General features: G+C 68.7%; 29 protein-coding genes and 1 pseudogene. 6 read left to right on the forward strand and 24 right to left on the reverse strand.

Annotated elements, in window-relative coordinates:
* Positions 1 to 10: 10 nt before the first annotated feature.
* Complete coding sequence (locus IFT82_RS12230; protein ID WP_192127108.1) at positions 11 to 1,255, forward strand: DUF2254 domain-containing protein; 1,245 nt, start codon at positions 11 to 13, stop codon at positions 1,253 to 1,255.
* A gap of 13 nt (positions 1,256 to 1,268) precedes the next feature.
* On the opposite strand, the gene IFT82_RS12235 is transcribed toward IFT82_RS12230, so the two are convergent.
* The 14 genes from IFT82_RS12235 to IFT82_RS12300 form a co-directional block, all read right to left on the reverse strand.
* Entirely contained in the window at positions 1,269 to 1,826 is a 558-nt protein-coding gene (locus IFT82_RS12235; RefSeq protein WP_192127110.1) for a CAP domain-containing protein, read from the reverse strand.
* Positions 1,827 to 1,863: 37 nt separating this feature from the next.
* Positions 1,864 to 2,448: a L,D-transpeptidase family protein gene (locus IFT82_RS12240; protein WP_192127403.1), complete on the reverse strand. Its 585-nt coding sequence runs from the start codon at positions 2,446 to 2,448 to the stop codon at positions 1,864 to 1,866.
* A gap of 20 nt (positions 2,449 to 2,468) precedes the next feature.
* On the reverse strand, positions 2,469 to 3,068 hold the full coding sequence (locus IFT82_RS21200) for a PEP-CTERM sorting domain-containing protein (protein ID WP_207105785.1): 600 nt from the start codon (positions 3,066 to 3,068) through the stop codon (positions 2,469 to 2,471).
* Between the two features lie 405 nt (positions 3,069 to 3,473).
* The gene (locus IFT82_RS12250) at positions 3,474 to 4,400 is read right to left on the reverse strand and encodes an alpha/beta hydrolase (protein WP_192127114.1); all 927 of its coding nucleotides are present in this window, start codon (positions 4,398 to 4,400) and stop codon (positions 3,474 to 3,476) included.
* A 15-nt stretch (positions 4,401 to 4,415) separates the two neighbouring features.
* A complete protein-coding gene (locus IFT82_RS12255) occupies positions 4,416 to 4,631 on the reverse strand; it encodes a hypothetical protein (RefSeq protein ID WP_192127116.1) in 216 nt (71 codons plus the stop codon).
* Complete coding sequence (locus IFT82_RS12260; protein WP_192127118.1) at positions 4,621 to 4,833, reverse strand: toxin-antitoxin system HicB family antitoxin; 213 nt, start codon at positions 4,831 to 4,833, stop codon at positions 4,621 to 4,623. The genes IFT82_RS12255 and IFT82_RS12260 overlap by 11 nt, the downstream gene beginning before the upstream one ends.
* Positions 4,833 to 5,744 (reverse strand): SPFH domain-containing protein, encoded by a 912-nt coding sequence (locus tag IFT82_RS12265; RefSeq protein ID WP_446740969.1) that lies wholly within the window; start codon positions 5,742 to 5,744, stop codon positions 4,833 to 4,835. The genes IFT82_RS12260 and IFT82_RS12265 overlap by 1 nt, the downstream gene beginning before the upstream one ends.
* 123 nt (positions 5,745 to 5,867) lie before the next feature.
* Positions 5,868 to 6,248 (reverse strand): glycine zipper 2TM domain-containing protein, encoded by a 381-nt coding sequence (locus IFT82_RS12270; protein WP_192127120.1) that lies wholly within the window; start codon positions 6,246 to 6,248, stop codon positions 5,868 to 5,870.
* Positions 6,249 to 6,349: 101 nt separating this feature from the next.
* Positions 6,350 to 6,877, reverse strand: coding sequence for a peptidoglycan-associated lipoprotein Pal (gene pal / locus IFT82_RS12275; RefSeq protein WP_192127122.1), 528 nt, complete (start codon positions 6,875 to 6,877; stop codon positions 6,350 to 6,352).
* Positions 6,878 to 6,905: 28 nt separating this feature from the next.
* A complete protein-coding gene (gene tolB / locus IFT82_RS12280; RefSeq protein WP_192127124.1) occupies positions 6,906 to 8,312 on the reverse strand; it encodes a Tol-Pal system beta propeller repeat protein TolB in 1,407 nt (468 codons plus the stop codon).
* A gap of 2 nt (positions 8,313 to 8,314) precedes the next feature.
* Positions 8,315 to 9,370: a cell envelope biogenesis protein TolA gene (locus IFT82_RS12285; protein ID WP_192127126.1), complete on the reverse strand. Its 1,056-nt coding sequence runs from the start codon at positions 9,368 to 9,370 to the stop codon at positions 8,315 to 8,317.
* Entirely contained in the window at positions 9,370 to 9,795 is a 426-nt protein-coding gene (locus IFT82_RS12290) for an ExbD/TolR family protein (protein ID WP_192127128.1), read from the reverse strand. Before IFT82_RS12290 ends, IFT82_RS12285 begins: the two co-directional genes overlap by 1 nt.
* Before the next feature lie 10 nt (positions 9,796 to 9,805).
* The gene (gene tolQ / locus IFT82_RS12295; RefSeq protein ID WP_192127130.1) at positions 9,806 to 10,498 is read right to left on the reverse strand and encodes a protein TolQ; all 693 of its coding nucleotides are present in this window, start codon (positions 10,496 to 10,498) and stop codon (positions 9,806 to 9,808) included.
* Positions 10,499 to 10,951 (reverse strand): YbgC/FadM family acyl-CoA thioesterase, encoded by a 453-nt coding sequence (locus tag IFT82_RS12300; protein ID WP_192127132.1) that lies wholly within the window; start codon positions 10,949 to 10,951, stop codon positions 10,499 to 10,501.
* Between the two features lie 95 nt (positions 10,952 to 11,046).
* On the opposite strand from IFT82_RS12300, the gene IFT82_RS12305 reads away from it, so the two are divergent.
* Positions 11,047 to 11,448, forward strand: a complete 402-nt coding sequence (locus tag IFT82_RS12305; RefSeq protein ID WP_192127133.1) for a VOC family protein — start codon at positions 11,047 to 11,049, stop codon at positions 11,446 to 11,448.
* A 4-nt stretch (positions 11,449 to 11,452) separates the two neighbouring features.
* On the opposite strand, the gene IFT82_RS12310 is transcribed toward IFT82_RS12305, so the two are convergent.
* From IFT82_RS12310 to IFT82_RS12320, 3 genes and pseudogenes are all read right to left on the reverse strand, one after another.
* Entirely contained in the window at positions 11,453 to 12,160 is a 708-nt protein-coding gene (locus IFT82_RS12310; RefSeq protein WP_192127135.1) for a hypothetical protein, read from the reverse strand.
* A 92-nt stretch (positions 12,161 to 12,252) separates the two neighbouring features.
* Positions 12,253 to 13,311, reverse strand: coding sequence for an NAD(P)H-dependent flavin oxidoreductase (locus IFT82_RS12315; protein WP_192127137.1), 1,059 nt, complete (start codon positions 13,309 to 13,311; stop codon positions 12,253 to 12,255).
* A 141-nt stretch (positions 13,312 to 13,452) separates the two neighbouring features.
* Positions 13,453 to 13,914 (reverse strand): annotated as a pseudogene (locus IFT82_RS12320) (Npun_F0296 family exosortase-dependent surface protein); the annotation flags it as partial.
* 641 nt (positions 13,915 to 14,555) lie between these two features.
* Here IFT82_RS12320 and IFT82_RS12325 point away from each other — a divergent pair.
* A complete protein-coding gene (locus tag IFT82_RS12325) occupies positions 14,556 to 15,812 on the forward strand; it encodes a hypothetical protein (protein WP_192127141.1) in 1,257 nt (418 codons plus the stop codon).
* Positions 15,813 to 15,831: 19 nt separating this feature from the next.
* On the opposite strand, the gene IFT82_RS12330 is transcribed toward IFT82_RS12325, so the two are convergent.
* A complete protein-coding gene (locus IFT82_RS12330) occupies positions 15,832 to 17,094 on the reverse strand; it encodes an aspartate kinase (protein ID WP_192127143.1) in 1,263 nt (420 codons plus the stop codon).
* Between the two features lie 52 nt (positions 17,095 to 17,146).
* On the opposite strand from IFT82_RS12330, the gene ubiG reads away from it, so the two are divergent.
* Positions 17,147 to 17,932, forward strand: a complete 786-nt coding sequence (gene ubiG / locus IFT82_RS12335; protein WP_192127145.1) for a bifunctional 2-polyprenyl-6-hydroxyphenol methylase/3-demethylubiquinol 3-O-methyltransferase UbiG — start codon at positions 17,147 to 17,149, stop codon at positions 17,930 to 17,932.
* A gap of 176 nt (positions 17,933 to 18,108) precedes the next feature.
* On the opposite strand, the gene IFT82_RS12340 is transcribed toward ubiG, so the two are convergent.
* From IFT82_RS12340 to pyrE, 6 genes are read right to left on the reverse strand one after another with little or no spacing between them, the layout of a single operon-like run.
* Positions 18,109 to 19,188 carry an AI-2E family transporter gene (locus IFT82_RS12340; RefSeq protein WP_192127147.1) on the reverse strand — a complete coding sequence of 360 codons (1,080 nt, stop codon included), beginning with the start codon at positions 19,186 to 19,188 and terminating at the stop codon, positions 18,109 to 18,111.
* Entirely contained in the window at positions 19,185 to 20,141 is a 957-nt protein-coding gene (gene lepB / locus IFT82_RS12345) for a signal peptidase I (protein ID WP_192127149.1), read from the reverse strand. The genes IFT82_RS12340 and lepB overlap by 4 nt, the downstream gene beginning before the upstream one ends.
* Positions 20,142 to 20,149: 8 nt before the next feature.
* A complete protein-coding gene (acpS, locus tag IFT82_RS12350) occupies positions 20,150 to 20,560 on the reverse strand; it encodes a holo-ACP synthase (protein ID WP_192127151.1) in 411 nt (136 codons plus the stop codon).
* Between the two features lie 30 nt (positions 20,561 to 20,590).
* Positions 20,591 to 21,337, reverse strand: a complete 747-nt coding sequence (locus IFT82_RS12355; RefSeq protein WP_192127153.1) for a pyridoxine 5'-phosphate synthase — start codon at positions 21,335 to 21,337, stop codon at positions 20,591 to 20,593.
* The gene (locus IFT82_RS12360) at positions 21,334 to 22,422 is read right to left on the reverse strand and encodes a serine hydrolase (protein ID WP_192127155.1); all 1,089 of its coding nucleotides are present in this window, start codon (positions 22,420 to 22,422) and stop codon (positions 21,334 to 21,336) included. Before IFT82_RS12360 ends, IFT82_RS12355 begins: the two co-directional genes overlap by 4 nt.
* Positions 22,419 to 23,003 carry an orotate phosphoribosyltransferase gene (gene pyrE, locus IFT82_RS12365; RefSeq protein WP_192127407.1) on the reverse strand — a complete coding sequence of 195 codons (585 nt, stop codon included), beginning with the start codon at positions 23,001 to 23,003 and terminating at the stop codon, positions 22,419 to 22,421. Before pyrE ends, IFT82_RS12360 begins: the two co-directional genes overlap by 4 nt.
* Before the next feature lie 279 nt (positions 23,004 to 23,282).
* On the opposite strand from pyrE, the gene coxB reads away from it, so the two are divergent.
* Both coxB and ctaD read left to right on the forward strand, forming a co-directional pair.
* Positions 23,283 to 24,419, forward strand: coding sequence for a cytochrome c oxidase subunit II (gene coxB, locus IFT82_RS12370; protein WP_244646723.1), 1,137 nt, complete (start codon positions 23,283 to 23,285; stop codon positions 24,417 to 24,419).
* A gap of 1 nt (position 24,420) precedes the next feature.
* Entirely contained in the window at positions 24,421 to 26,103 is a 1,683-nt protein-coding gene (gene ctaD / locus IFT82_RS12375; protein ID WP_192127159.1) for a cytochrome c oxidase subunit I, read from the forward strand.
* Positions 26,104 to 26,181: the final 78 nt, after the last annotated feature.

Raw genomic sequence — 26,181 nt, forward strand, 5'->3', positions numbered from 1 at the left:
ATGCGGAGCAATGAGCCGCTGGTCGTGGATTCTGACCCGGATCGTCCGCAAGGTCTGGTTCCGTGCGGTCGCGATCAGCCTGGCCAGCGTCGCGCTCGCCATCCTCGTCGGCGTCATCGCGCCGTGGCTGCCCTATGAATTCGGGGGCGAGATGGGCCAGGATTCGGTCGGCACGATCCTGCAGATCATGGCCTCCAGCATGCTGGCGGTGACGACCTTCTCGCTCAGTGCGATGGTCAGCGCCTATTCGTCCGCGACGCAGCTCGCCACGCCCCGCGCCACGCAGCTGCTGATGGACGACCCGACCTCGCAGAACGCGCTGTCCACCTTCCTGGGTGCGTTCGTGTTCTCGATCGTGGGGATCATCGGGCTGCAGACCGGCGTATACGGCCATGACGGCCGGATCATCCTGTTCGCCGCCACCGTCCTGATAGTGATTCTGGTGGTGGTGACGCTGCTGCGCTGGATCGCGCACCTGACCACGTTCGGCCGGATGGCGGACGTGATCGACCGCGTGGAGGACGCCGCCGCGAAGGCGATGGCCCGCTTCGCCGCCGATCCGCATCTGGGTGGCCGACCCGCCGTGCCGATCCCGCCGGGCGCGACGCCGGTGACGGGGAACAGGACCGGTTACGTCACGCACGTCGACGTGCCGGCGCTGGGGCGGATCGCGCTGCGGGCCAGCGCGACGATCCATGTCACGGTGCTGCCGGGATCGATGGTCCATCCGGCACGCGACCTGATCCGGATCGAGGGCAAGGTGGACGACGGGACGCGCGACGATCTGCTCGATGCCTTCACGATCGAGCGGCATCGCAGCTTCGATCAGGACCATCGGCTGGGGCTGATCGCGCTGTCGGAGATCGCCAGCCGGGCGCTGGCGCCGGCGACCAACGATCCCGGCACCGCGATCGAGGTGCTGAACGCGCTGTTGCGGGTGCTGCTGCACCTGCCCGCCACCGACCCCGACGCCCGCGACCATGCCGAGCGTCCGCCCGTCCATGTCGCCCGCACGACGATCGACGATCTGCTGACGGACGCGTTCCGCCCGATCCTGCGCGAGGGCGGCGGCCAGACGGAGGTGACGATGCGGCTGACCGGAACGCTGGCGGCGCTCCACGCCGCGCTGCCGGGGGCCCGCCCCTCGATCCGGAGGCTGGCGGATCAATCCGCGGCGCGGGCGCGGCGGACGATGGAGGATGCCGACGATCTCGCCGCCTTCGAGGCGAACCATGCCCGCGGCTGGCCGGCCTGAGGCGCCGCGCCCGTCAGAAGGGCCTTTCGCCGATATAATTGCCGGCTTCGCTGTAGCGGCACACCAGCACATCCTCCCGCGCGCCGCGGGCGATCGCACAACCGACCGAGTGAGTGTCGCGCCACATCATCTGCGTATAGTGATCGACATCGGCGACACGCCCGGTGACGCTGTTGTTGGGAAAGGCGCCGGGCTTGAAGTAGCGCCGCTCGCGCACCCAGGCATCGACCATCGATTCGACCGGAAAGGCACCGCGCGTGCCGGCCCACAGGTTCTCGCCCTGCGGCTGCACCATGTTTTCCGGCGCATGGTGGAACCCGCCGGTCACGGCCAGCCGGTTCGCCCAGTGCCGGGCACCGACCGCCAGTTGGGGGTCCCAGCGCAAGGGCGGGATGCCCAGTGCCGCGCGCTCGCGGTTATGGCTCGCGAGCAGGCGGAGCTCGGCGTTGGAGGTAAGGCCGGTGGCCCCCATGATGAACGGCACCAGGGCCAACCCGGCGATCCGCCCCAGCCATGATATTGATCGCCTGCCTGCCACCGCCTGCGCTCCCGCCAGTTCGGGGAACGGCATGGCACCGCACGGGTAAGCGCTGGCTTAAACGGAATGGTTAAGCCGCGGGCATGATCGATACCGGATCGCCCCGCCGGACCGCGGCATAGAGGTGCCGGGCGAATGCTTCCGGCACACCGATACAGCCATGGGTCGCCGCGCCGGCCCGGACCGCACTGGCGTGGATCGCCACGCCGTCGCCCGTCAGCCGCAGCATATAGGGCATCTCGGCGTCGTAGAGCGACGAGCGGTGGTGAACCGCGCGGGCGAGGATCGGGAAGGTGCCGGTCGGCGTCGGCGCGCCGTCGGTGCCGTACAGGATGACGGCGGTGCCGATCTCGTGTTCGCCACGGAACACCGACACGATCTGGTGCGCCAGATCGACCCGGACCCAGACCCTGCCGGGGGGTACGCCATCCTCGTTCCAGCGGAAGTCGCCGAAGCGCATCGTCCCCCGCGTCTCCAGCAGGCTGCGGACCGGACGGGTGCCGCCATCGGGCATGGCGAGGGGGCGCGAGGCGAAGCTGATCCGCGTCCCATCGGCGATGGTCGCCGCAGGACGGGGGCGCGGCATGGTCCGATCGCCCATACCGCTCACCGCCGCCCCCGCCGCGATCGCGGCGACGGCGACGACAGCGACCATCACGCCGCGCATCATCCCGGTCAGGCCGCCCGCTGCCGGCCGACAGGGGCCGGACGACGACGGCGCAGGCCGATACCCGCGGTGAGGAAACCGAAGATCGTCATCAGCCAGGTCGATGGTTCGGGAACGGCGCTGACCGGGGGGACGACCGGTGTCGTACCGCCATCCCCGCCACCGCCGCCGCCTACACCACCGCCACCGCCACCAATCCCGATGCCGGTGACCGGGGTACCCGCGAACCCGACCGCGCCTGGTCCGACCGGTGCCGGACCGTCACCGGCCACGTCGCCGAAAGCGCCCTGCGGAATGGCGAACGGCGTGCCGATCAGCGGATCGACCGCATCGCCCAGCGGCAAGGCATCGGTCGGCCGGGTGCGGGCCTGGCCCAGCACACGCTCGGTCGGTCCGGCCGGGCGCTTCACGCCCGATCGGGCATAGCGTCGCTTGGTCTGGATCAGCTTCGACTGGCTCAGGGCGCCGGGCGCGCGACCGCCGGGCGACCGCGCGGCAAGGATCGATGCCGGGTCGGCGATCGCGGCGGCAATGGCGCTTTCCACCGCGGCGCCATGCCCCAGCAGCAGGATCGTCGGCACCGACAGAAGCGCGACCGCACCGGCCACGCCGAGCCCGCGACGAACATATGACGGCTTTCCCGCCGAACGCCCGTCGTCTCTCGAAGATTTCGACCGCATAAACTTCTCCCTGATCGAAGCCCGCGCCTTCGACAACCGCCTCATCATATCCCGCCGCCCCCGTTCTCCTATCAACAACAAAGGGACCACATCGATCCAAGCGCAGTTAATGGTGTCGCAATCCGAGACAAAAGCGACTTCGGTGAAGATTCATACAGTTGGCGTGTATGTTTGATACATTTACCATAATCGGCAGCATTTGGCGATGGTGGACGCCACGGCCTGCCCAACGCATTCAGATCAGTCCCAATGTCCGCGCCGCCGCCAGCGACATCGCACCGCAGGACAGGACGACGACCGCGATCGCCAGACCGAAGACGAATTTGCGGACGGTCATCTCGTTTTCCCCGCTGGACCGGTCACCGTCGACGCGATCACCGTCACCACCGCCGGATCGACCGGCACGGAAGAATCGCGGTACAGCGCCATATTGGCTGTCCTGTCATCCGTCGCCACCCGTTTCAATACATGATTGACCCCCGGCAGGATCGCCAGCTTGGCGGATGATGCCCCCTCTGCCAGCCGCCGGGCATCGCCGACGCCGACCTGCAGATCGCGGTCGCCCTGCACGATCAGCAACGGCACCTTCAGCGATGCGGCGAGTCGCTGCGGATCATGCGCGAACAGGTCGATCAGATATCCCTGCACGGCGGCGGGAAACAGCATCGGCAGGGGCGGCGGCAGCGTGGCGGGATCGACGCGCCGTCCCGCCTCCAGCGCATCGATCGTCGCGAGCGCGGGGGCGAGGATAGGGGCATTGGCGGGGTTGGCGCGCAATTGCTCGCGCATCACCTGCCCCAGCGGCCGCCCGGCGGCGGCGACCAGCACCACGCCGCAGATACCGCGCGGGTCCTGCGCCGCCTGCAAGGCGACCAGCCCGCCCTCGCTATGCCCCAGCAGCCAGGCGCAACGACGCCCGGTACGGCGGGTCGCCTCCCTCGCCCAGTCGCGCGTGTCGGCGGCATAGGCGGCGATGGTGACGTCGTTCGGATCGGCGGCTGCCTTGCTGCCGAACATCCCGCGCTTGTCGATGCGCAGCGTCGAGACGCCCTGCGCCGCCAGCGCCTCCGCCAGCAGGCGATAGGGCGCGGCAGTGATCCCGAGGGGACTGTTGCCGTCGCGATCGGTGGGGCCGGAACCGGGGATCACCACCACCACCGGCGCGTCGGCCTTCGCGGTGAGCAGTGTGCCGGCGAGCGGACCGTTCGGCCCAGGAATCGTCACCTCTGCCGCCAGCGCCAAAGCCATCAATATCGTCATCGACCTCGCCTCCCCTTATCCATGACGTGCGGTACGGGTGGTAACGATGACGACGGCGATCGTCGCGATGACGATCAGCGCACCGCGCAGCACATCGAGGCGCGCCGGCAACCACGTCAGCAGCATCACCGTCGCCACATAACCCGCCATCAACAGCCATCCCGGCCAGCGCACCGGCCGGAAACTATAGCCGAACGGGCTGCGCACGAACCACGCATCGTCATTCCGCATCGCCATCCTCCTTCGCCGGCCGGCCGCGCTTCACCGCGACGGGCGCATCCAGTTTCACGCCGCGCCGGGCCAGCGCCTCGCGCAGCAGGCATTCGACCTCGGCATTCACGCTGCGCAGGTCGCCCGCCGCCGCGCGTTCGATCGCGGCGTAGAGCGCCGGATCGAGCCGGAGCGGGAACGACTTGCGCGACGGGGCCGGCATTACTGGTACAGCGATCCCGCATTGACCACGGGCTGGGTATCGCGCTCGCCGCACAGCACGACCATCAGGTTCGATACCATCGCCGCGCGCCGTTCGTCGTCCAGTTCGACGACGTTCTTTTCCGACAACAGCGTCAGCGCCAGTTCGACCATGCCGACCGCCCCCTCGACCAGAGTGGTGCGGGCCGCAACCACCGCCTGCGCCTGTTGCCGACGAAGCATCGCGCCGGCGATCTCCTGCGCATAGGCGAGATGCGTGAAGCCGCATTCGTCCACCGTGATGCCCGCCACCGCCAGCCGCGCGATCAGTTCGGTGCGTAGTTCGGCGCCGACGGAATCGTGGTTGCCGCGCAATGTGACCTCCTGATGCTCGTAATCGTCATAGGGGTAGCGCGAGCCGATAGTGCGGACCGCCGCCTCGATCTGGACGTTCACGAACGCCTTGTAGTCATCGACGTCGAACAGCGCCTGCGCGGTGTCCGTCACGCGCCACACCACCTGCGCCGCCATTTCGATCGGGTTGCCGCGCAGGTCGTTGACCTTGATCCGTTCGGAGATGACGTTGTTGGAGCGGACCGAGATCACCCGCCGAATCATCCATGGCAGCACCCAGCGCAACCCGGTGGCGCGGTCGGTGCCGCGATACGCGCCGAACAGCGTGATCGCCGCCGCCTGATTGGGTTGCAGCATATAGAAACCGCACCCGATGAAGATCGCCACCAGCATGCAGGCGATCGGCACGATCGACAGGATCGGCGGCCAGGCATCGCTGGCGAGGCTGTAGATGCCGAACACCCCGAACAGGATCGCCCCCGCCATCAGCGCCAGCATCGCCAGTCCACCGGTCGTCGTGGCCGGACGCTCCCGCGAATGGGTAAGTGACTGCTGCGAATCGGTAAACCCGACCATCATTGCCTCCCTGTTATTGTGATATCACTTATATATCACATTCGAGGGACCGACAAGAGGAGGCCGGATGCAAAACGCCGGCGAGGCGTGGCTCCGCCGGCGTTTCATGTCGTCGCTGTTATCGGATCAGCGGCATTTCACGTTGCCGCGATCCACCGACCGGCCGAGCAGGGCGCCACCACCGGCACCCGCCAGCGTGCCGAGCGTGCCGCCGCCGATCAGGTTGGCAAGGACGCCGCCACCGACCGCACCGATCACCAGACCGGTCGTGCCGTCGTTGCGCTTGCAATAGGCCCGGCCGTCCTTGCCCCGATAGATACGGTCGTTGCGACCCAGGCGGCGCTCGCGGTAATTGCCCTTGCGATAGCTGTTCTGCGGGTTCCAGTCGCCGTCGCGATCCCCCTGCCAGCGATTGTCGCGCGACTCGCGGCGCTGGGCATCGGCAGGAGCGATGGCCACGGGGGTGACCATGGCGGCCATGGCGAAGGCGGCGATCAGCTGTTTCATTGTAAGCTCCTTGCGGGGAACAAACATAACGCCGCTGCCACGTCGTGGTTCATTATCGGCGACGGGCGGCCCCCGCGGAACGGGGCCGCCCGTCTACCGGATCAGTTCAGCACCACCGTCACCGCACGGCGGTTCTGCGCCCAGGCGGCATCGTCGGAACCGGTGGCGGCGGGGCGTTCGCTGCCATAGCTGATCGTGGTGATGCGCGACGCCGCGACGCCGCGGGCGGCGAGATAGTTCTTGGCGGCGTTGGCTCGGCGATCGCCCAGCGCGAGATTGTATTCGCGGGTGCCGCGCTCGTCGCAATGCCCCTCGATCGTGATGCGGACATTGGGGTAACGGGCCAGCCACTGCGCCTGATTGTCGAGGATCGCGCGGGCGGCGGGATCGATGTCGTACTGGTCCAGCCCGAACAGCACCGTGTTCGACGTCACCGACCGCTGGAAATCGGCATTGGAGCCGGGGGTGATCGCGCCGTCGCCTGCACCGGTGACCGGGCCGGTGGCGGCCCCGGTGTCACCGGTGTTCTGGACGGGGGCGGGCGGCAGCACCTCCGGCCGCTTCTTGGCGCAGCCGGCGATGGCGAGCGCGGCGGTGGCGAGGATCAGCGTGGTTCTGGATAGGGCCATGTCATTCTCTCCCATGGAGTCGGATGGATCAGGGGCGAAGGGGTCCCCAGGCGGGGTCGGAGCCGTCGAGCGGGGTCGGGATGCGACGTTCGTTGACGCCGGTCAGGTCGACCATCCACAAGGTCGCCTTGCCCGACGATCCCCGACCCGACCGGTAGAAGGTGATGGCGCGGCCGTTGGGCGACCAGCTCGGCCCCTCGTCCGACCAGTCGTCGGTCAACAGCTTCTCGGCCCCGCCCGAGGGGGACATGGTGCCGATCCGGAAACTGCCGGCCAGCTTGGTGAAGGCGATCAGGTCGCCGCGCGGGCTCCAGACCGGGGTGGCATAACGCCCGCCGCCGAACGAGATGCGGTGCTGGTTCGATCCGTCCGCGTTCATCACATAGATCTGCTGGCCACCCGACCGGTCCGATTCGAACACGATGCGCGATCCGTCGGGCGAATAGCTGCCGCCGGTGTCGATGCCGGGCGATGTCGTCAGCCGCTGCGGCGTCCCCCCTTGCGCCGACACGCGATAGAGGTCGGTGTTGCCGCCCGTCGCCATCGAGAACAGGATGAACCGGCCATCGGGCGAGAAACGCGGCGCGAAGGTGGTGGCGGCGTTCTGCACCACCAGCCGCTGCTTGCCCGACCCGATGTCGTAGACGTAGATCGACGGGATACGCCCGACATAGCTCATATACACGATCGACTGCTGGTTCGGCGCGAAGCGCGGCGTCAGCACGATCGACTGGCCGTTGGTGAGGAAGCGGTGATTTGCCCCGTCCTGATCCATGATCGCCAGCCGCTTGATCCGGTTCGCCTTCGGCCCGGTTTCCGCGACATAGACGACGCGGCTGTCGAAATACGGCCCCTCGCCGGTCAGCCGCGCATAGACGGTGTCGGCGCATTTGTGCGCGGCGCGACGCCAGTCGGCCGGCGGCACGACGAAGCCCTGCCGCGCCAGTTCGCGTTGTGCCGACACGTCGAACAGGTAGCAGCCGACCGTCAGCGTGCCATCGCCATTGGCGCGGATATAGCCCTGCACCAGCGCCTGTGCCTGCGTGCTGCGCCAATGGTCGTAGGCGGGGGCCTGCACCTCCGGGAAGGTGACGGGGCGGAGCTGGCCAGGAGATAGCGGGGTGAACAGCCCGGAATTGCGCAGGTCGGTGGCGATGATATCGGACAACTGGCGGCCGAGCGCATCGGTGGCGCCGGCGGGCGTCTGCACCACCGCCGCGGTCGGCATGACCGGGATCGCGATCGGCGTGGGGGCGGAGATGCCGCCCTCGACATCGACGACGAGGCCGCCGTCACCCTGATCCGCAGGTACCGCAGCGGGTGGCGCAGTCTGTGCCGGCGGCGCGGCCACGGGCGCCTGCGCGACGGCGGACGTGCCGAGCAGCAGGGCGAGCGTAACCGGCAAACGGCGGATGAAGCGATCGATCATGGGCATCCTCAACCGGGCAATTTGTAACGAAGGGTGAAATTGCTCCACCCGTTCTGAACGTCGTACAACTCGTCGGGCAAACCGCGAAGCGGTGAGCAGCCGGTGAAGCTGGCGATGGCGAGATCGTCGACCCGGTCGACATAGCGCTGGTTGCCCTCGTCGACGCCGGTATGGCCGACGACGCGTGGCCGGGCGGCGAGGCTGCCGTCGCGGTTGAGGCGCAGGTTGATCGCGACGCGAATCCGCTCCGCCCCCGGCCCCGGCGTGACCTGACGATTGGCGCAGGGCTGGATCTGGCGGAGGATCGCGGAACCGATATTGGCGGCGGCCTGCGCCCCCATCTTCGCGGCCGGCGCGGCCTCCGCCTTCGCGGGCGAGGGGCGATCGGCCAGCCCCTTCAGGAAATCGTCACCCAGCCGCGATCCGCGCGCGCGCGCGGCAGTGGCGGTCGGGGAGCCGCCATTGCCCTTCGTCGCGGCGGGGGCCGCCGGTTTGGCGGGTGCGGGCTTGCCGGCGGCGGCACGCGCCGGCGCGGTGGATGCCTTGGCCGGTGCGGCACGGGCCGGGGCCGGCTTCGAGGGGGCGGGCTTCGATGGCGCAGGCTTCGCCGGCGCCTCGGCGGCGGGGGTCGGGCGTGGCGGCTGCGGCTTCGGCTTCGCCACCGGCCTGGGAGCCGGGGCAGGTTTGGCGCGCGGCGGCACCGGCTGCGGGGCCGGTTTGGGGGCAGGCTTCGGGGGCGCGGGTTTGGCCACGGGAGCCGGCTTGGGCGCAGGCTGCGGCGCAGGGGCCGGTTCGGGGGCGGGCGCGGGCGCGGGCGGCGCGGGTTCCGGCGGTGGCGCATCCTCGGGCGCGCCCTGCTCGGGGGCGACGGAGGGGGCGGCCTCGGTGGCCGGTGCGGGCGAGGTCTGTTCGATCGCCACGTCCTCGACCAGCGACACCTCGACCGGCGCGGGCGACAGCTTCAACGGATTGGGCGTGGCGAGGAAGCCGACCGAGAGCAGCCCGAACAGCACGGCATGACCCGCCGCCGCGCCGCCCAGCGCGTATTTCTCGCCCCGCTCCATCAGTCTTCGACGCTGACCAGCGCGACGCGGTTCAGCCCGGCGCGGTTGAGTTCGCCCATCACCCGCATCACGCGACCGTAATCGAGCGCGCGGTCGGCGCGCAGATAGATTTGCGGCGGCTGTGCTCCGCCCGCGCCGGCGACGATCGCCTCCAGCCGGCCGGGCAGCGCAGCCTCGGTGATCTCGTCTTCGCCCAGAAACAGCTTGCCCTGCCGGTCGAGCGACAATTGCACCGGCTCGGCATCCTGATCCAGTGCCTTGGCGCGGGCATCGGGCAGGTTCACGGGCACGCCCGCGGTCAACAGCGGCGCGGTGACCATGAAGATGATGAGCAGCACCAGCATCACATCGACCAGCGGCGTGACGTTGATGTCCGCCATCGGCGCGCGCCGGCCGCGGCGGCCGGAGGGGAGGTTCATCGCCATCGCCCGCCCCTCAGCGCTGGCCGTCAAGCTGGCGCGACAGGGTGGTGTGGAACCCGTCGGCGAAGCGGTTGAGCGCGGCCTCCACCTTGTTCACGCCGTGGCTGAGGCGGTTATAGGCGATGACGGCGGGGATCGCCGCGAACAGGCCGATCGCGGTGGCGAACAGCGCCTCCGCGATCCCCGGCGCGACCACCGCCAGCGACGAATTCTGCGCGGAGGCGATGCCGGTGAAGGCGCGCATGATCCCCCATACGGTGCCGAACAGCCCGACGAACGGCGCGACCGAGCCGACCGTGGCGAGGATGTTGAGCCGGTCGGACAGCTTGTCGACCTCCAGCGCGACGGCCGCGCCCATCGAGGTGGCGAGCCGGTCGCGCGTGCCCGACTTGTCGATCGTGCCGCTGGCGGTGGACCGGCGCCATTCCTGCACCCCGGCCGAAAAGACACGGGCCGAGGGCAGGTCGCTGCCCGATTCGACCTTGTGGAACGCGTCGATATCGTCCGCCTTCCAGAAATCGCGCTCGAACCGCGTCGTCTCGCGACGCAGCCGGCGCAGGCGGCCGGAAAAGGCGATGATGATCGCCCAGGTCCAGATGCTGGCGGCCAGCAGCCCGCCCATCACGAACTTCACGACCCAGTCCGCCTGGATGAACAGTGCGACGGGCGACATCGTCGCGGCGTCCAGATTGAAAACCGGATTCATTCAGCCCCCTTGAGCGACCAGCATGGCATAGATGTTCAGCCAGGCCCGCGGTTGCCGTAGCGGCCGGCCGGTGGGCGACACCAGTACCGCGACGACATCCGCTGCCGCCAGCACTCGGTCGGCGCACCTGACTGTCTGATGAATGAGCGTGCGCGCGGCACTGGCCGCCGTCACGCGGCTGACGACCAGCAGCGCATCGTCGAGCCGGGCCGGCGCGCGGTAGCGGATGTGGAGGTCGGCGATGGCATAGGCCCCCTCCCCCGCTTCGTGCACGGCGCGCTGGTCGATCCCGGCAAGGCGCAGCATGTCGGACCGGGCGCGCTCCATGTAGCGGAGATAGTTGGCGTGATAGACCACGCCCGACAGGTCGGTATCCTCGAAATAGACGCGCAGGGGGAAACGATGCTCGACCCCGTCGAAGCGCCCCTCCACCGGCTGGTCCACGCCATTCATATCCGTCGGTTAACCGATGCGGCTGGCCGAAGGAACCCGTTGCGCACGTCGTCGCGATCGGCCTAGCCTGTCCTGCGACGAAGGAGAGAGAAACGATGGGTGACAGACCCGGTGGCGGCGTGACGCCATTCCTGACGATCCGCGGACGGCGCGGGGCGGAGGCGCTGGCCTTTTACGAACGCGCGTTCGGCGCGGTGGTGACGGAGCGCAACGTGGCAGAAGACGGGCAGCGGCTGATGCAGGCGGGCCTGCGGATCAACGGCGGCTGGATCATGCTGTCCGACGAATTCCCCGAATGGCGCGGCCATGACGAACCGGCGCCGCAGGGGGTGATGCTGCACCTGCAGGTCGACGATGCCGATCGCTGGATGGAACGCGCAGCGGCGGCAGGGGCGGTGGTGACCATGCCGGTGGCGGACCAGTTCTGGGGCGATCGTTACGGACAGGTGACCGATCCGTTCGGGCATCGCTGGTCGATCGGATCGCCGATCCGGTAGCAGATCAGGGTTCGGCCGGCCCCATCCGCATCCGGGTGACGGCGGCGACCGCGACGATCGGGGCGCGGGTATGCCGGGCGGCCCAGCCGGCATGGGCGGTCCGCCAGCGGTCATAGTCGGCGAAGAAGGCGACCAGCGGCGCCTCGATCCGGGGCAGCGCGGTGGCGGCGAAGCCGGGCAACGCATCGGGGGCAAGCGTCGCAGCCTCGGCCAGCACCGCCTGCGCCGCCGCACAGAACGCCCCTTGCGCAGGGGGCAGCGCCCAGAAATTGTAGAGCCGCGTCATCGCATCGTCGTGCTGCGCCTGCCAGCCCTGCCCGAACCGCGCCTTGTACCGCATCGTCACCGCGTCGGCGGTGGCGGCCAGTGCCGTCTTGTGTGCGGTCAGCAGCGCGTTGTAGCCGTCGACCAGCGCGCCACGACAACCCAGCGCCGCGACGTTGAGCGCGACGCGCAGATGCCAGGTCGTCTCCTCGCCCGACAGACCGCGATTGGGGGTGAGATAGCCGCCCGCCCCGTCCGGCGCGGGCGGTTCGAAACCGGGGGAGCCGCCCTTGGGCAGGGCCGGTTCCGCATCATCGACCAGCGCGACGGTAACGGCACGGGCCGGTGCGGCGATCGCGGCGGGCGCCGCCAGCATATCTTGCGCCGCGACGGGAGCGGAACAGAGCGACGCGGCGACGGCAGCGACGCGGACGGATATGCGGATCATGACCAACCCCCTGAACAAGCAGGTGGTTTATCGCCGATCCGGCTCTATCCTCCGTTACCGGTCATGGTTGACGGGGCGTTGACGGCGGTCGGTCAGGCGGCGCGGCGATCAAGCGCGTGCGCCGCTTCCGCCATCAGTTCGGCGATGATGTCGGCGGCGGGTTCTTCCTTCGTGACCATGCCGACCGACTGGCCGGCCATGACCGAGCCGTGTTCGACATCGCCGTCGATCACCGCGCGGCGCAGCGCGCCCGCCCAGTAATGCTCGATCTGCAACTGCGCCTCCGCCATCGCCACGCGCCCTTCGTCGAGATGGCCCGCGACTTCGCGCTGCTTGGCGGTGAACAGCTCGCCGCCCGCGTTCTTCAGCGCGCGGACCGGGATGACCGGCAGCCGCGGATCGAGCTGGACCGAGGCGATCGCATCGCGTGCCGAGGCGCGGATGAACGCGCGCTTGAAATTGGCATGGGCGATCGATTCGGTCGCGCAGACGAACCGCGTGCCGAGCTGGACGCCGGCCGCGCCCATATCGAGATAGCCGGCGATCGCCTCCCCCCGGCCGATCCCGCCCGCCACGAACACGGGCAGCTTGTCGGCCAGATCGGGCAGCATCTCCTGCGCCAGCACGCTGGTGGACACCGGACCGATATGGCCGCCCGCCTCCATCCCCTCGATCACCAGCGCGTCGACGCCGGAGCGGACCAGCTTCTTGGCCAGTGCCAGCGTCGGGGCGAAGCAGATCACCTTGGCGCCCCCCGCCTTGATCGCCTCCAGCGAACCCTTGGGCGGCAGGCCGCCCGCCAGCACGACATGACCGACGCCGTGGCGCGCACAGACGTCGATCAGCGCCATCAGGTCGGGATGCATGGTGATCAGGTTCACGCCGAACGGCTTGTCCGTCAGCGCGGTGGTCGCGGCGATTTCGCGGTCGAGCAGTTCGACGGTCATCGCCCCGCAGGCGATCACCCCGAACCCGCCGGCGTTGGAGATGGCCGCGACGAGATGCCGTTCGGACACCCACGACATCGCCCCGGCCATGATCGCCACCTCCGTGCCCAGGAAAGCGGCGCCGCGCGCCATGCGGCGGGCAAGGCGCTGTTCACCGGTCGAGGTGGCGGCGGTGGTCTGCGGAGCTACGAGGGTATCGGTCATCACCCTGCCTAGCGCGGTGGACGGGGGGGCGGCAAGATGGCCCGGCCCCGATGCGAAAGGCCGGATGCGAAACGCCAGATACGAAAGGACCGCCGGTGTCGCCACCGACGGTCCCCGTCACGCTCGTCCTGTCCGGATGGATCAGGCGATGGCGAGCTTCGTCGACCGGCGACGGTAGCGCGCGGTCGCGCCGACCATGCCGAACCCAACGAACAGCATCGCCCAGGTCGCTGGCTCGGGCACGGCGGTGACCGAGAAGTTCGCGGTTTCGAACGCGTCGGCTGCCGGCAGGTTGGCGAACGACACGCTGCTGATCGTCTCGCCTGCTGTGGCGGCGAACTGCACATACTGCGAGAACGCCTGGTTGCCGTCCCGTACCGAGAAGTTCAGGCTGGCGACGTCGAACGCATAGGTTGCAATGTTGGTCGTCAGCGACAGACGGTTATAGGTATCCGGCGACCCCCAGAGGAAGCTGAGATACGTCACCGGATTGGTGAAGTTCAGCGAGGCGGGCTGGCCGGCCAGCGGGCCTGCCGCCAGGAACGTACCACCGGAGATGGTCCCGGCAGGATCGTCGGCGAACGGCTGATCCGACGTATAGACGGTGCCGCCCGACAGGGTCGCGACCGAACCACCGTTCAGGCCAGCGCTGCTGAGCGTAAGGAACGGACCGGTGCCGCCACCCAGACTGCCGACCAAGGCAGCGTCTGCCATCGTTGGCATGGCGCACATCGCGGCACCGAGCAAAGCAAGTTTCATTGAACGCATACTGATCTCCCCGACCCGATCGATAAACCTGTCGCTCGACAGCACGGGTCGTCCGGTAAAATCCCGGTTGAGGAGAAAGTTCATCGCAAAAACGCATACTTATCGCTTTGGTGCCCCGATCCGCCCCTAAATGGCACAGAAAATTAACAATTTTGTTTTTGACACCAGGGGCAACGGCGATTCGCCGGATGAGTACCGGAGCACGATATTCGCATCGGATCGGGCAACCCGGGCACCATATCCCTAGAGAATCCATAGCGGGTGCCGCTAATCCTGCCCGATCGGAACAAGCCCCTTGTCATCGACATGACAAAGTCATCCCGTATCAGAAGGATAAACCTGACACCGCCCCCCCGACGGCGACGGGTGATCCCGGTTTCTTCGATTGTCATGACCTATATATATACGATGGCAATCGTCGCATCTGGCTTATGGTGCGGTATCTATCCCCAAGACGGATTGCAGCGATGAACGTCATGAGACTGGTTACCGCCTGTCTGCTCTTCACCACGGTCGCCATTGCCCAAGAGCCGACGCAGGACGACTTCGCCGCCGTATCCGCGATGTGGGGGGAACTCGATGCGGGCCGCTACCTTGCGGCGGATGCCGCGGTCCACAGCAAGGCATTCGGACCGGACGGCAAACCGAAGCCGGGCTTCGTCTACGATGAATGGGCACAAATACAGGGGCTGCTGACCGGTGAGCCGGCACCGCCCGCGCCAGACGGGGATGCTCCGGCACCGGCTGCGGCGGATCTGGCGGCGCTGGCCGGCGCCACCACCCGCAACGCGATCGACGCGATCGTCGAACGGGCGAAGACGACCCGCCTGGTGATCCTCAACGAGGATCATGGCAGCCCCCGCGACCGCGCCTTCGCGCTGATGGTGGCACGGGCGCTGCGCCCGCTCGGCTATGACGTGCTCGGCATCGAAACGCTCCATAATGCGGCCGACGACGACGAAGCGGCGGCGATGATGGCGGCGCTGACCCGCAACGGCCATGCGGGCCGCAATACCGGGGCCTATCTGCGCGATCCCGTGTTCGCGGATTTCCTGCGGCAGTCGCTGGCGCTGGGCTATCGCCCCGTGGCGTATGAGATAACCGACCATAACCGGACGTCCGATGTCGAGGCCCGGATCGCGCAGCGGGAACAGGCACAGGCGGATCAGGTCGTGCGCCGCGCGCTGGACGCGCACCCCGCCTCCAAAGTGCTGCTCTATGTCGGCTTCCATCACGCCACCGAGCGTCCCCAGGGAGAAAGCAAACGACACTGGCTCGCCACCCGCCTGAAGCGGATGACGGGCATCGATCCGCTCACCATCGATCAGACGACGTTCAACGCCTATGGCGCCGGTGACCTCCCGCTGTACGAACGCATCGCGGATCGTGCCGGAAAGACGCCATCCGTCCTGATGGCAGGCGGCAAGCCATTGGTCGTGGGGCATTATGCCGGGCTGGTCGACCTTCAGGTCGTTCATCCCCGGACGACCCGTATCGCCGGCCGGCCGGACTGGCTCGCCGCCATGGGGCGGACGCCGGCGCCGATCCCGGCCGATCTCCTGCCGACGCAGGGCACCCGTCTGGTACAGGCTTTCATCGCCAGCGAAGGGGACGACACGATCCCGATCGACCAGATACTCGTCACCGCCGGAAAGACGCCGCCGGCACTGATGCTGCCATCGCCGGGGACCGGCGCCGTCCGCTATGCCGTGCAGGACCGGACCGGGCCGTGACCCCCGGTCCGGTCGCCCGTCAGGCCGCGACCTCCGCATCCAGTCCATAGGCGGTGTGGAGAACGCGAACGGCCAGTTCGGTGTAATCCTCCTCGATCAGCACCGACACCTTGATCTCCGACGTGGTGATCGCCTGGATGTTGATGCCGCGTGCGCCCAGCGTCTCGAACATCGTCGCGGCGACGCCGGCATGGCTGCGCATCCCCACCCCGACCACCGAAACCTTGGCGACGCGGGTATCGTGGACCAGCTTCTCGAACCCGATATCGGCGCCGTTCAGCACATCCAGACTGCGCGGCAGGTCCGCGGCCGGCACGGTGAAGGTGACGTCGGTCGAGCCGGCGGAATGCGCGACGTTCTGGACGATCATATCGACGTTGATGCCGGCGGCGGCGAGCGGCGTGAAGATCGAGCCGACCGAACCGGGCCGGTCGGGCACCGAGACCAGCGTGATCTTCGCCTCGTTCTTGTCGTGCGCGATACCGGTGATGAGCTGGCGTTCCACGGTGTCATTCTCCCCAATCTCGTCCTCGCCCACGATCATCGTCCCGGGCAGCGTATCCGCCATCGGCGCGTCGTCGCCGGTAAACGACGACAGCACCTGAACGCGGACCTTTTCCTTCATCGCCAGCCCAACCGAGCGGGTCTGGAGCACCTTGGCCCCGACGCTCGCCAGTTCCAGCATCTCCTCGTAAGTCACCCGGCCCAGCTTGCGGGCGCGCGGCACGATGCGCGGGTCGGTGGTGTAGACGCCGTCGACATCGGTGTAGATGTCGCACCGTTCCGCCTTCATCGCCGCCGCGACCGCGACCGCCGACGTGTCCGACCCGCCACGGCCCAGTGTCGTGACGCGGCCATCGGGGGCGACGCCCTGGAAGCCGGGGATCACCGCGACATGGCCGGCGGCCAGGCTGGCGTCGAGCGCGGCGGTGTCGATCTCGCCGATCCGGGCGCGGCTGTGCGCATCCGAGGTGGCGATCGGCAACTGCCAGCCGAGCCAGGAACGCGCCGGCACCCCGATCGCCTGCAACGCGATCGCCAGCAGGCCGCTGGTGATCTGCTCGCCCGCCGCGACGACCACGTCATATTCGGCCGGATCGTACAGCGGCGACGCCTCGCGGCAGAAACCGACCAGCCGGTCCGTCTCGCCGGCCATCGCCGACACGACGACCGCGACCTGATTGCCGGCCGCCACTTCGCGCTTCACGCGCTGCGCGACGCTGCGGATGCGCTCGATTCCGGCCATCGAGGTGCCGCCGAACTTCATCACGATACGGGCCATGCCGGCGATCGACCTCCTTGGGGAAAAGCGGCGGCCCTGATAGGTAGGGGGCATGACGATAGCAAGCGATGCCGCATCGGCCCCGATCGAAACTTTACCGCTGCCGGGCCACACGCCCGCGCATGATTCGGTCGTAGCGCGGGAGGCGGCGCATTTCGGCCGGCTCGCGGCGGACTGGTGGAACCCCCAGGGGTCGTCGGCGATGCTCCACCGGCTGAACCCGGTACGGCTGGCGTATCTGCGCGAGGCGATCGATACGCACTGGGGCGGGAGTGCGACGGACTTCGCGCCGCTGAAGGGGCGCAGCGCGCTGGATGTCGGGTGCGGCGCAGGGCTGCTGGCGGAACCGCTCGTGCGGCTGGGCGCGACGGTGACCGGGGTCGATGCCGCGCCGGAAAACATCGCGGCCGCCGCCGTCCATGCCACGGCGGGCGGGCTGTCGATCGATTACCGCGCCGGCGGGGTCGAGGCGGTGGCGGGCGAGACGTTCGATCTCGTCACCAGCATGGAGGTGATCGAGCATGTCGCCGATCCGGCCCGGTTCGTGCGCGGGCTGGCGGGCGCGCTGGCGCCGGGCGGGCTGATGGTGCTGTCCACCCCCAACCGCACGCCGCTGTCGCGGCTGGCGATGATTACCCTCGCCGAGGGCGTCGGCGCGATCCCGCGCGGAACGCACGACTGGGACCGGTTCCTGACCCCCGACGAGCTGACGGTGCTGTTGCAGAGCGAGGGGCTGACGGTGCGCGAGGTGCGCGGGCTGGTGTTCACGCCGTCGCGCGGCTTCGCGCTGGGGACGTCGACCGCGCTGGATTATCTGGTGACGGCGACATGGGGGTGAGGGTGCGAGAAGTACAGGGGTTCACGCGGAGACGCGGAGACGCGGAGGTGTTGCGCTCGGGGTAGGAGGATCGTCCGCCTCGGGCGCCATGGAAGGATAGCCATATCGGTTCACGGAAGCGCTGCGCCGGGCACAAACCCTCCGCGTCCCCGCGTCTCCGCGTGAACAATTTTTCCTTATTCTTCCTCGCCGCCCGCCTTTTCCTCGTTCCGCTCCGCGCTGCGCTCCAGCCCGGCCTTCAGCATCGCGGTGAAGGGGTCGGCCAGCGCCAGCCCCATGATGCCGAACAGCGCGCTCGCCATGATCTGCATGCCCAGCGTCAGCGCCGGCGGCAGGTCGACCGTCTTCTTCGCGACGATCGGCAACAGGACATACCCGTCGAAGGTCTGCACGATCAGATAAGTGCCGATCGCCCAGAAACCGACGCTGGTGCCCGCCGAAAATCCCACCGCGATCATCAGCGCACCGCTGATGAAGGCACCGATATTGGGAATGAAGGCGAGCAGCCCGGTCAGGATGCCGAGGATCATCGCCATCGGCACCCCGCCGGCCATCAGCGCCAGCCAGGTCAGCACCCCCTCCGCCACCATGCCGAGCAGGCGGCCGGCCAGCAGGCGGCGCAGCGTGCGCGCCATGCGCGCCAGCACGATCGCGAATTCGGGCCGGTTGGCGCGCGGCACCATCCATTCCAGCCCGCGCTGGTACACGCGCGGGTCCATCGCCACGAACAGCCCGATCACCATCATCATGAACAGGCTGGTCAACGCGCCGAATGCGGTGCCGACCCACGAAGTGATCCGCCCGACCGAGCCCAGCGCCTGCCGCACGATCCCGTTCACGTCCGACGCACCGGGCATCATCCCCTGTGCGCTCAGCCAGCCGGCGGCACGGTTCGCCTGCACCTCCAGCGTCGAACGGAGTTGCGAGAACTGCTCGGCGACCTGCACGCCGGTCAGGTAGAAGGTGCCGAACAGGAACGCGATCGTCAGCAGCACGACGATCAGCAGCCGCCAGCCGCGCCCGATCGGCAGCACCCGACCCAGCAGCCGCACGCCACCGTCGAGCAGCGCGGCGAAGACCAGCCCGGCGAAGATGATGAGCAACGGCTGCACCAGCAGCACGACCAGCGCGACCGCCGCGATGCAGCCGAGCCAGATCGAGGCGCGGCGAAATTCCCGCCGCACGAAATCGTCGTGGATCTCGATCGGGGCGGCCCCCTCGACCGGTGGCGCGGTCGCGGGAGCGCCCCCGGTCACGGCCGGGTTTCCTGCGGGTGGAGCGAGGTGCCAGCCCGGCCCGAGCGGAGCGATCCCCACCAGGTCAGCGGGTTGAGCGAAGCGTCGCCATCGAGGCTGAAGGTGACGAACTCGGCCCGTCCGCCCAGATTCTCATAGGGCACCGGCCCGCCCAGCCCCTGTTCGACGAGCGAATAGCGGCTGTCGGCGGAGCGATCGCGGTTATCGCCCATCAGGAAGACGTGGTTGGCGGGAATGGTGACGGGGCCATAATTGTCGCCGGGGCTCCACCCCAGTTCGATCGTGTCGTAGCGGCGACCGTTCGGCAGCGTCTCGGTCACGGTCGGCAGGCGGCAGACGATTTTCCCCGATCCCAGCGTCTCGCGGGCGCCGGGATAATCGGCTTCCGAACAGGGGGTGTTGGTGTCGACCGGAATCAGCGTGTCGTGGACGGGTCCGCGCCCGACCTGCCTGCCGTTCAGGGTGACGACGCCGTCCTTCACCTGCAACCGGTCGCCGGGCAGGCCGATCACGCGCTTGATGTAATCGGTGCGGGTGCCCGGCGGGGTGACGATCACCACGTCGCCGCGCGTCGGCAGCGAGCCGAGCAGGCGGCCATGGATGAAGGGCAGCTGCGCGCTCCAGCTGTCGACCGGCTGGCGCAGCACCAGCCCGCGCACGATCGCGACCGGATTGGGGATCGTCGGCGAGACGAACGACCAGCCATAGGCGAACTTCGACACCACCAGCCGATCACCGACCTGCAGCCCCGGCAGCATCGATTCCGACGGGATGTAGAACGGCTTGGCGATGAAGCTGTGGAACCCCAGCACGATCAGGATCAGCCGGAAGATACCCTTGACCTCGGCCCACCAGTCGGTGCCCGGCCGGGCCTTCGCGGGCGGCGGGGCCGGGGTGGCGGGCGTGGCCGGAGCGTCCGGGATATTGTTGCCGTCCAACAGCGCGTCCTTCATGTGGCCCATCATATGACGGTGTCCGGTATCGCCTCGATCACCACCAGCGCCTGTGCCCAGGGGTGATCGTCGGTCATGGTCAGGTGTATCCGTGCGGCCATGCCATGCGGGACCATCGCGTCAAGCCTTGCCTTCGCGCCACCGCTCAGGGCTAGGGTCGGCGCGCCGGAGGGCGCGTTGACGACGCCGATGTCCTTCATGAACACGCCATCGCGGAATCCGGTGCCGACCGCCTTGGAGAACGCCTCCTTCGCGGCGAACCGCTTGGCAAGCGTGCCGGCGCGGGTGAAGGGGCGGCGCGCGGCGCGGGCCAGTTCCGTATCGGTGAAGACGCGCTGCTCGAACCGGGCGCCGAACCGGTCGAGCGACGCCTGGATCCGTTCGATATTGCACAGGTCGGAACCGAGGCCGAGGATCATGACCGCGCCCCCGGGTGCCACGATCCACGTTCAGCCACGCGCCGCATCCATCGCCGCCCGCATCCGCCGCACGCTCTCGTCCAGCCCCAGGAACAGCGCCTCGCCGATCAGGAAATGGCCGATGTTGAGTTCGCGCACCTGCGGGATCGCCGCGACGGGGCCGACATTGTCATAGGTCAGGCCGTGGCCGGCATGGACCTCGATCCCGTTCTTCGCGGCCAGCGCGGCGGCATCGGACAGGCGACGCAGTTCCTCGGTGCGCGCCTCTCCGTCCAGTTCGGCCCCGTCCAGTTCGGCATATTGGCCGGTATGGAGTTCGACGACGGGCGCGCGCAGGCGGATCGCCGCCTCGATCTGCCGCGGATCGGGTTCGATGAACAGCGAGACGCGGATGCCCGCCTCCCGCAAGGCATCGACCAGTGGGGCGAGACGATCATATTGGCCGGCGGCATCGATCCCGCCCTCGGTCGTGCGCTCCTCGCGCTTTTCGGGGACGATGCAGGCGGCGTGGGGGCGGTGGCGGAGCGCGATCGCCAGCATCTCGTCGGTCGCCGCCATTTCGAGATTGAGCGGGATCGTCAGTTCGGCGGCAAGGCGGGCGATGTCGTCGTCGGTGATGTGGCGGCGATCCTCGCGCAGGTGCGCGGTGATGCCGTCCGCCCCCGCCGCCGCCGCCATCAGCGCGGCACGGACCGGATCGGGATAGCCCGCCCCCCGCGCGTTGCGGACGGTGGCGACGTGATCGATGTTGACGCCAAGGCGTAGGGGATGGGTCATGCACAGGCTCCTGCCGACAGCAGATCATGGGTCAGGCCGCGCCGGACATCGCCCAGACCGGCGCCCAGACCGGCGTCGCCGCGATTGGTGAACAGCACCATCGACAGGCCGAGATCGGGCGCGATGACGTTGCGCACCGCGAACCGGCCGATCGCGCCGCGTCGCTCGACGAGGCGGACGGGGGCGGCGCAACCCGTTAGCCGCACCGCGAGCGACGACTGGCCGAACCCCGGATCGCCACGCCACATCTCCGCCCGCGCCGTCGCCGACAGCATCGAACCCGTCAGCAACGCACGGTCGAACGTGGCGAGATCGGCGGCGGTGCCTTCGATCCCGCCGGCCGCACCGAACCGCGCCATCGCCTGCCGCTCGCCCGCATCGGGGCCGCCTGCCCAGACGGTATCCGGTCCCCCCGGCACGGCAGGATCGATGAACCGGGCGCCGAGACCGAGCGGTCCGGCGATCCGGCGCTGGAACAGCACCGGCAGCGGCGTAAGCGTAGTCCGCGCCAGCAGCGCGCCCAGCACGATGTAATCGCAATTATTGTAGCGCGGGACGCCCCCCGCCACGCCACGCCCGGCGATGCACCAATCGGCACCACCGGGGCCGGTGGTGTAGGAACCGGGGAAACCGTTCGCGTCCGCCGCCGAATCGTCCGGGTTGCGCAAGCCGGCACGATGCTGGAGCAGTTGCCGGATGGTCGGCGAGGACGCACCGAGGGCGGGCAGATAGCGCCCCGCCGGCACGTCGAGTGACAGCCGCCCCGCCTCCACCTCCTGCATCACCAGCGTCGCCACGACCTGCTTTGTCACCGATGCCCAGGGCCAGACCTGTTCGGCGGTGAAGCCCCCCGGAGCACCTGCCACCGCCGCCCCGGCGCTGCCACCCGCGATCCGGTTCGTCCCCCGATAGAACAGATAGGTGCCGACGAATCCGCTCGCCTCGACCGCCCGTACGAAGCGGTCGCGCGCCGCGGCATCGGCACGGGCGATCGCGGCGGCCTGTCGCTCGCCATCCTGCGCCACACCCTGCGCAGCAGCAGGCGCGGCGACCGACAGGGCCAGCAGGGCGAACAGACGCCTCACCCGGCGGCCCGGCTGCCCGGCTTGATCGCCGGGATCGCCGCGAGTTCGGGCGGCAACGCATCGGCGGCATAGCTCGGCACGTCGAGGCGGATCAGCGGGAAGAACGGCACGCCGAGGTCGGCGGCGCCGTTCGAGCGATCGACCAGCGACGCGGCCGCCACCGTCTCGCCGCCCGCGCGCGATATCGCGGCGATCGCCTCGCGCGAGGAAAGGCCGGTGGTCACCACGTCCTCCATCATCAGCACCCGCTGGCCGGGGTCGAGGCGGAAGCCGCGGCGTAGCTCGAAGGTTCCCTCCGGCCGTTCGAGGAACATCGCCTCCACCCCCAGCGCGCGCGCCATCTCGTGCCCGGCGATCACCCCGCCCATCGCCGGCGCGACGACGGCGGTGATGGTATCGCGCACGTCGGCGGGCAGGCGTGCGGCCAGCGCCTCGCACAGGCGGGCGCCGCGCTTCGGGTCCATCAGCACCCGCGCGCATTGCAGGTAACGGGACGACCGCAGACCCGACGACAGGATGAAATGTCCCTCCAGCAAGGCACCGGCCGCACGGAATTCGGCGAGGACGTCGTCGTCCGACATCGGGGGGACGATCGGGAGGGGCGATGCGGTCATGACGGCTCCGGTTGTCTGGATTGCCGCCCGATACGCGCCCCATCGGCGGGGGGCAATCATGCGCCGGAGAAGCCTGCATCAACGCCCCATGCGGGAAGCCGCTTGAGGGACGGCATCCCGCCGCGTATAGCTTGTCCCCAAACGGAGATGGAACGCCATAACCGAGGGTCCGTCCGGCTCGCGGGCGCCCATAGAACAACGGGGTGACGACGAGAGATGTCCAGCAAGGGGTTGAAACGAATCGCGATGGCGGCAGGGCTCGTGCTGACGAGCCTGGGCCCGGTCGCCGTCCATGCGACGGCACCCGCCGTTGCCCCCGCCCCGCAGGCGGCCGCCGCCCCGGCAGGCGTCTCCAACATCGCGCCGACCACCGCCGATGCGACACCCCCCGCCGCCCCGGCCAGCCCGCTGCTGGCGCGCGACGGCGCCCCCGGCGGCGCGATCCTGCCCGGCATCGGCCAGCCGGTGAATGGCGTCTACGGCCTCCAGCCGCAGGTCACGCGCAACGGCGAATTCGCGCACTGGATGCACGATGTCGTGCTGCTGCCCACGATCACCGCGATCTCGCTGTTTGTGCTGGCGCTGCTCGCCTGGGTGGTCTTCCGCTATCGCCGCGCGGCGAACCCGGTGCCGTCCAAGACCAGCCACAACACCACGATCGAGGTGCTCTGGACGCTGCTCCCCGTGCTGGCGCTGGTGCTGATCGCAGTGCCCTCGATCGGCCTGTTGCAGGCGCAGTTCAAGCCGGCGCCCGCCGGGGCCGTCACGCTGAAGGCGATCGGCAACCAGTGGTACTGGACCTATCAATATCCCGATCATGGCGGGTTCGAGATCACCGCCAACCTGCTGAAGGAAAAGGGCGAGGCCGCCGCTGGCGAACGTACCCGCACCGATGCCGATGGCCCCCGCCTGCTGGCGACGGACAACCGCATCGTGCTGCCGGTGGGCGTGCCGATCCGGCTCATCACCACCTCCAACGACGTGATCCACAGCTGGGCGGTGCCCGCCTTCTGGATCAAGCTGGACGCGATCCCCGGCCGCCTGAACGAGACGAGCTTCACGATCGACAAGCCGGGCGTGTATTTCGGCCAGTGTTCCGAACTGTGCGGCGCGCGCCACGCCTATATGCCGATCGCGGTCGAGGCGGTGACCCCGGCGCAGTTCGCGGCGTGGATCGCGGCCAAGGGCGGCACGATGCCCGCACGCGGCCAGGCCTCCGACAAGGTGATCCCGCAGCCGGGGGCGGAGGGTTCCGCCGCCAAGGTCGCCGAGGGCAACACCGTCGATGCTTCGACCGGCCCGACCGAAAACGTCACCGTCGCCGCGCCGACCGCGCCGCAGGGTGCCACCAACAACCCCGCCACGGGCAACGCTGGACAGTAAGATGACCGACACCGCTCTCCATCCGTCCGCGTTCCAGGCGCACGACCACGGCCATGAGGCGCATCACGATGCGGATCACAAGCCGGGGTTCTTCGCGCGCTGGTTCATGTCCACCAACCACAAGGACATCGGCACGCTGTACCTGATCTTCGCGATCGTCGCGGGGATCATCGGCGGCTCCATCTCGGGCCTGATGCGCGCCGAGCTGGCGCATCCCGGCATCCAGTATCTGGGCGCCTGGGCCTCGCTGCTCCATGGCGGGCCGCAGAGCCTCGACCAGTCGCTCCACCTGTGGAACGTGCTCATCACCGCGCACGGCCTGATCATGGTGTTCTTCATGGTGATGCCGGCGATGGTCGGCGGGTTCGGCAACTGGTTCGTCCCGATCATGATCGGCGCGCCCGACATGGCGTTCCCGCGCATGAACAACGTGTCGTTCTGGCTGCTGATCCCCAGCTTCACGCTGCTGCTCGCCTCGCCCTTCTTCGGCGGCGCGGGTAATGGCTGGACGCTGTACGCCCCGCTGTCGACTTACGGCGAGCCGGGGCCGTCGACCGACATGGCGATCCTGTCGCTGCACCTCGCGGGCGCGTCGTCGATCCTCGGCGCGATCAACTTCATCACCACCATCTTCAACATGCGCGCGCCGGGCATGACGCTGCACAAGATGCCGCTGTTCGTCTGGTCGATGCTGGTCACCGCGTTCCTGCTGCTGCTGGCGCTGCCGGTGCTGGCGGCGGCGATCACGATGCTGCTGACCGACCGCAATTTCGGCACGACGTTCTTCGATCCGGCCGGCGGCGGCGATCCGGTGCTGTATCAGCATCTGTTCTGGTTCTTCGGCCACCCCGAAGTGTACATCATGATCCTGCCGGGCTTCGGCATCGTCAGCCAGATCATCGCGACGTTCAGCCGCAAGCCCGTGTTCGGCTATCTCGGCATGGCCTATGCCATGGTCGCGATCGGCGTGGTCGGGTTCGTGGTGTGGGCGCACCACATGTTCACGACCGGCCTGTCGGTGAACACCAAGATGTACTTCACCGCCGCCACCATGGTGATCGCGGTGCCGACCGGCATCAAGATCTTCTCGTGGATCGCGACGATGTGGGGCGGATCGATGCGCTTCCCGACCCCGATGGTCTGGGCGATCGGCTTCATCTTCATGTTCACGGTCGGCGGCGTCACCGGCGTCGTGCTCGCCAATGGCGGCATCGACGATTACATGCAGGACACCTATTACGTCGTCGCCCACTTCCACTACGTGCTGTCGCTGGGCGCGGTGTTCTCGCTATTCGCGGGCTTCTACTACTGGTTCCCCAAGATGTCGGGAAAGATGTACAACGAGCTGCTCGGCCAGCTGCACTTCTGGGTGTTCTTCATCGGCGTGAACGTGATGTTCTTCCCGATGCACTTCCTGGGCCTGCAGGGGATGCCGCGCCGCTATCCCGACTATCCCGATGCCTATGCGCACTGGAACACGGTGGCGAGCGTCGGCTACATGATCATGGCGGCGGGCATGGCGATCTTCTTCGTCAACCTGATCTGGTCGCTGATCGCGGGCAAGAAGGCGGGCGACAATCCATGGGGCGAAGGCGCCACGACGCTGGAGTGGACCATCTCCTCGCCGCCGCCCTATCACCAGTTCGAGACGCTGCCGGTGATCGACGCGGGCAAGGGTCACTGATCCCGACCGCACCGATCCCTACCGACCGACCAAAGACGCCCCGGACCACAAGTCCGGGGCGTTTTTCGTTGGCGGGAT

The sequence above is a fragment of the Sphingomonas sp. CFBP 8760 genome, assembly GCF_014841615.1.
Lineage (GTDB): Bacteria > Pseudomonadota > Alphaproteobacteria > Sphingomonadales > Sphingomonadaceae > Sphingomonas.

Coding starts and splice junctions, on each gene's coding strand:
- IFT82_RS12315 (WP_192127137.1), bottom strand. CDS start 13,311: ATGACCGATACCCTCGTAGCTCCGCAGACCACCGCCGCCACCTCGACC.
- IFT82_RS12230 (WP_192127108.1), top strand. CDS start 11: ATGAGCCGCTGGTCGTGGATTCTGACCCGGATCGTCCGCAAGGTCTGG.
- ctaD (WP_192127159.1), top strand. CDS start 24,421: ATGACCGACACCGCTCTCCATCCGTCCGCGTTCCAGGCGCACGACCAC.
- coxB (WP_244646723.1), top strand. CDS start 23,283: ATGGCGGCAGGGCTCGTGCTGACGAGCCTGGGCCCGGTCGCCGTCCAT.
- IFT82_RS12305 (WP_192127133.1), top strand. CDS start 11,047: ATGGGTGACAGACCCGGTGGCGGCGTGACGCCATTCCTGACGATCCGC.
- IFT82_RS12300 (WP_192127132.1), bottom strand. CDS start 10,951: ATGAATGGCGTGGACCAGCCGGTGGAGGGGCGCTTCGACGGGGTCGAG.
- pyrE (WP_192127407.1), bottom strand. CDS start 23,003: ATGTCGGACGACGACGTCCTCGCCGAATTCCGTGCGGCCGGTGCCTTG.
- IFT82_RS12265 (WP_446740969.1), bottom strand. CDS start 5,744: ATGATGGTCGGGTTTACCGATTCGCAGCAGTCACTTACCCATTCGCGG.
- IFT82_RS12260 (WP_192127118.1), bottom strand. CDS start 4,833: ATGCCGGCCCCGTCGCGCAAGTCGTTCCCGCTCCGGCTCGATCCGGCG.
- IFT82_RS12240 (WP_192127403.1), bottom strand. CDS start 2,448: ATGGTCGCTGTCGTCGCCGTCGCCGCGATCGCGGCGGGGGCGGCGGTG.
- pal (WP_192127122.1), bottom strand. CDS start 6,877: ATGGCCCTATCCAGAACCACGCTGATCCTCGCCACCGCCGCGCTCGCC.
- ubiG (WP_192127145.1), top strand. CDS start 17,147: ATGACGATAGCAAGCGATGCCGCATCGGCCCCGATCGAAACTTTACCG.
- IFT82_RS12255 (WP_192127116.1), bottom strand. CDS start 4,631: ATGCGGAATGACGATGCGTGGTTCGTGCGCAGCCCGTTCGGCTATAGT.
- IFT82_RS12355 (WP_192127153.1), bottom strand. CDS start 21,337: ATGACCCATCCCCTACGCCTTGGCGTCAACATCGATCACGTCGCCACC.
- IFT82_RS12310 (WP_192127135.1), bottom strand. CDS start 12,160: ATGATCCGCATATCCGTCCGCGTCGCTGCCGTCGCCGCGTCGCTCTGT.
- IFT82_RS12250 (WP_192127114.1), bottom strand. CDS start 4,400: ATGACGATATTGATGGCTTTGGCGCTGGCGGCAGAGGTGACGATTCCT.
- IFT82_RS12290 (WP_192127128.1), bottom strand. CDS start 9,795: ATGGCGATGAACCTCCCCTCCGGCCGCCGCGGCCGGCGCGCGCCGATG.
- IFT82_RS12330 (WP_192127143.1), bottom strand. CDS start 17,094: ATGGCCCGTATCGTGATGAAGTTCGGCGGCACCTCGATGGCCGGAATC.
- tolB (WP_192127124.1), bottom strand. CDS start 8,312: ATGCCCATGATCGATCGCTTCATCCGCCGTTTGCCGGTTACGCTCGCC.
- lepB (WP_192127149.1), bottom strand. CDS start 20,141: ATGAAGGACGCGCTGTTGGACGGCAACAATATCCCGGACGCTCCGGCC.
- acpS (WP_192127151.1), bottom strand. CDS start 20,560: ATGATCCTCGGCCTCGGTTCCGACCTGTGCAATATCGAACGGATCCAG.
- tolQ (WP_192127130.1), bottom strand. CDS start 10,498: ATGAATCCGGTTTTCAATCTGGACGCCGCGACGATGTCGCCCGTCGCA.
- IFT82_RS12235 (WP_192127110.1), bottom strand. CDS start 1,826: ATGCCGTTCCCCGAACTGGCGGGAGCGCAGGCGGTGGCAGGCAGGCGA.
- IFT82_RS12325 (WP_192127141.1), top strand. CDS start 14,556: ATGAGACTGGTTACCGCCTGTCTGCTCTTCACCACGGTCGCCATTGCC.
- IFT82_RS12270 (WP_192127120.1), bottom strand. CDS start 6,248: ATGAAACAGCTGATCGCCGCCTTCGCCATGGCCGCCATGGTCACCCCC.
- IFT82_RS12285 (WP_192127126.1), bottom strand. CDS start 9,370: ATGGAGCGGGGCGAGAAATACGCGCTGGGCGGCGCGGCGGCGGGTCAT.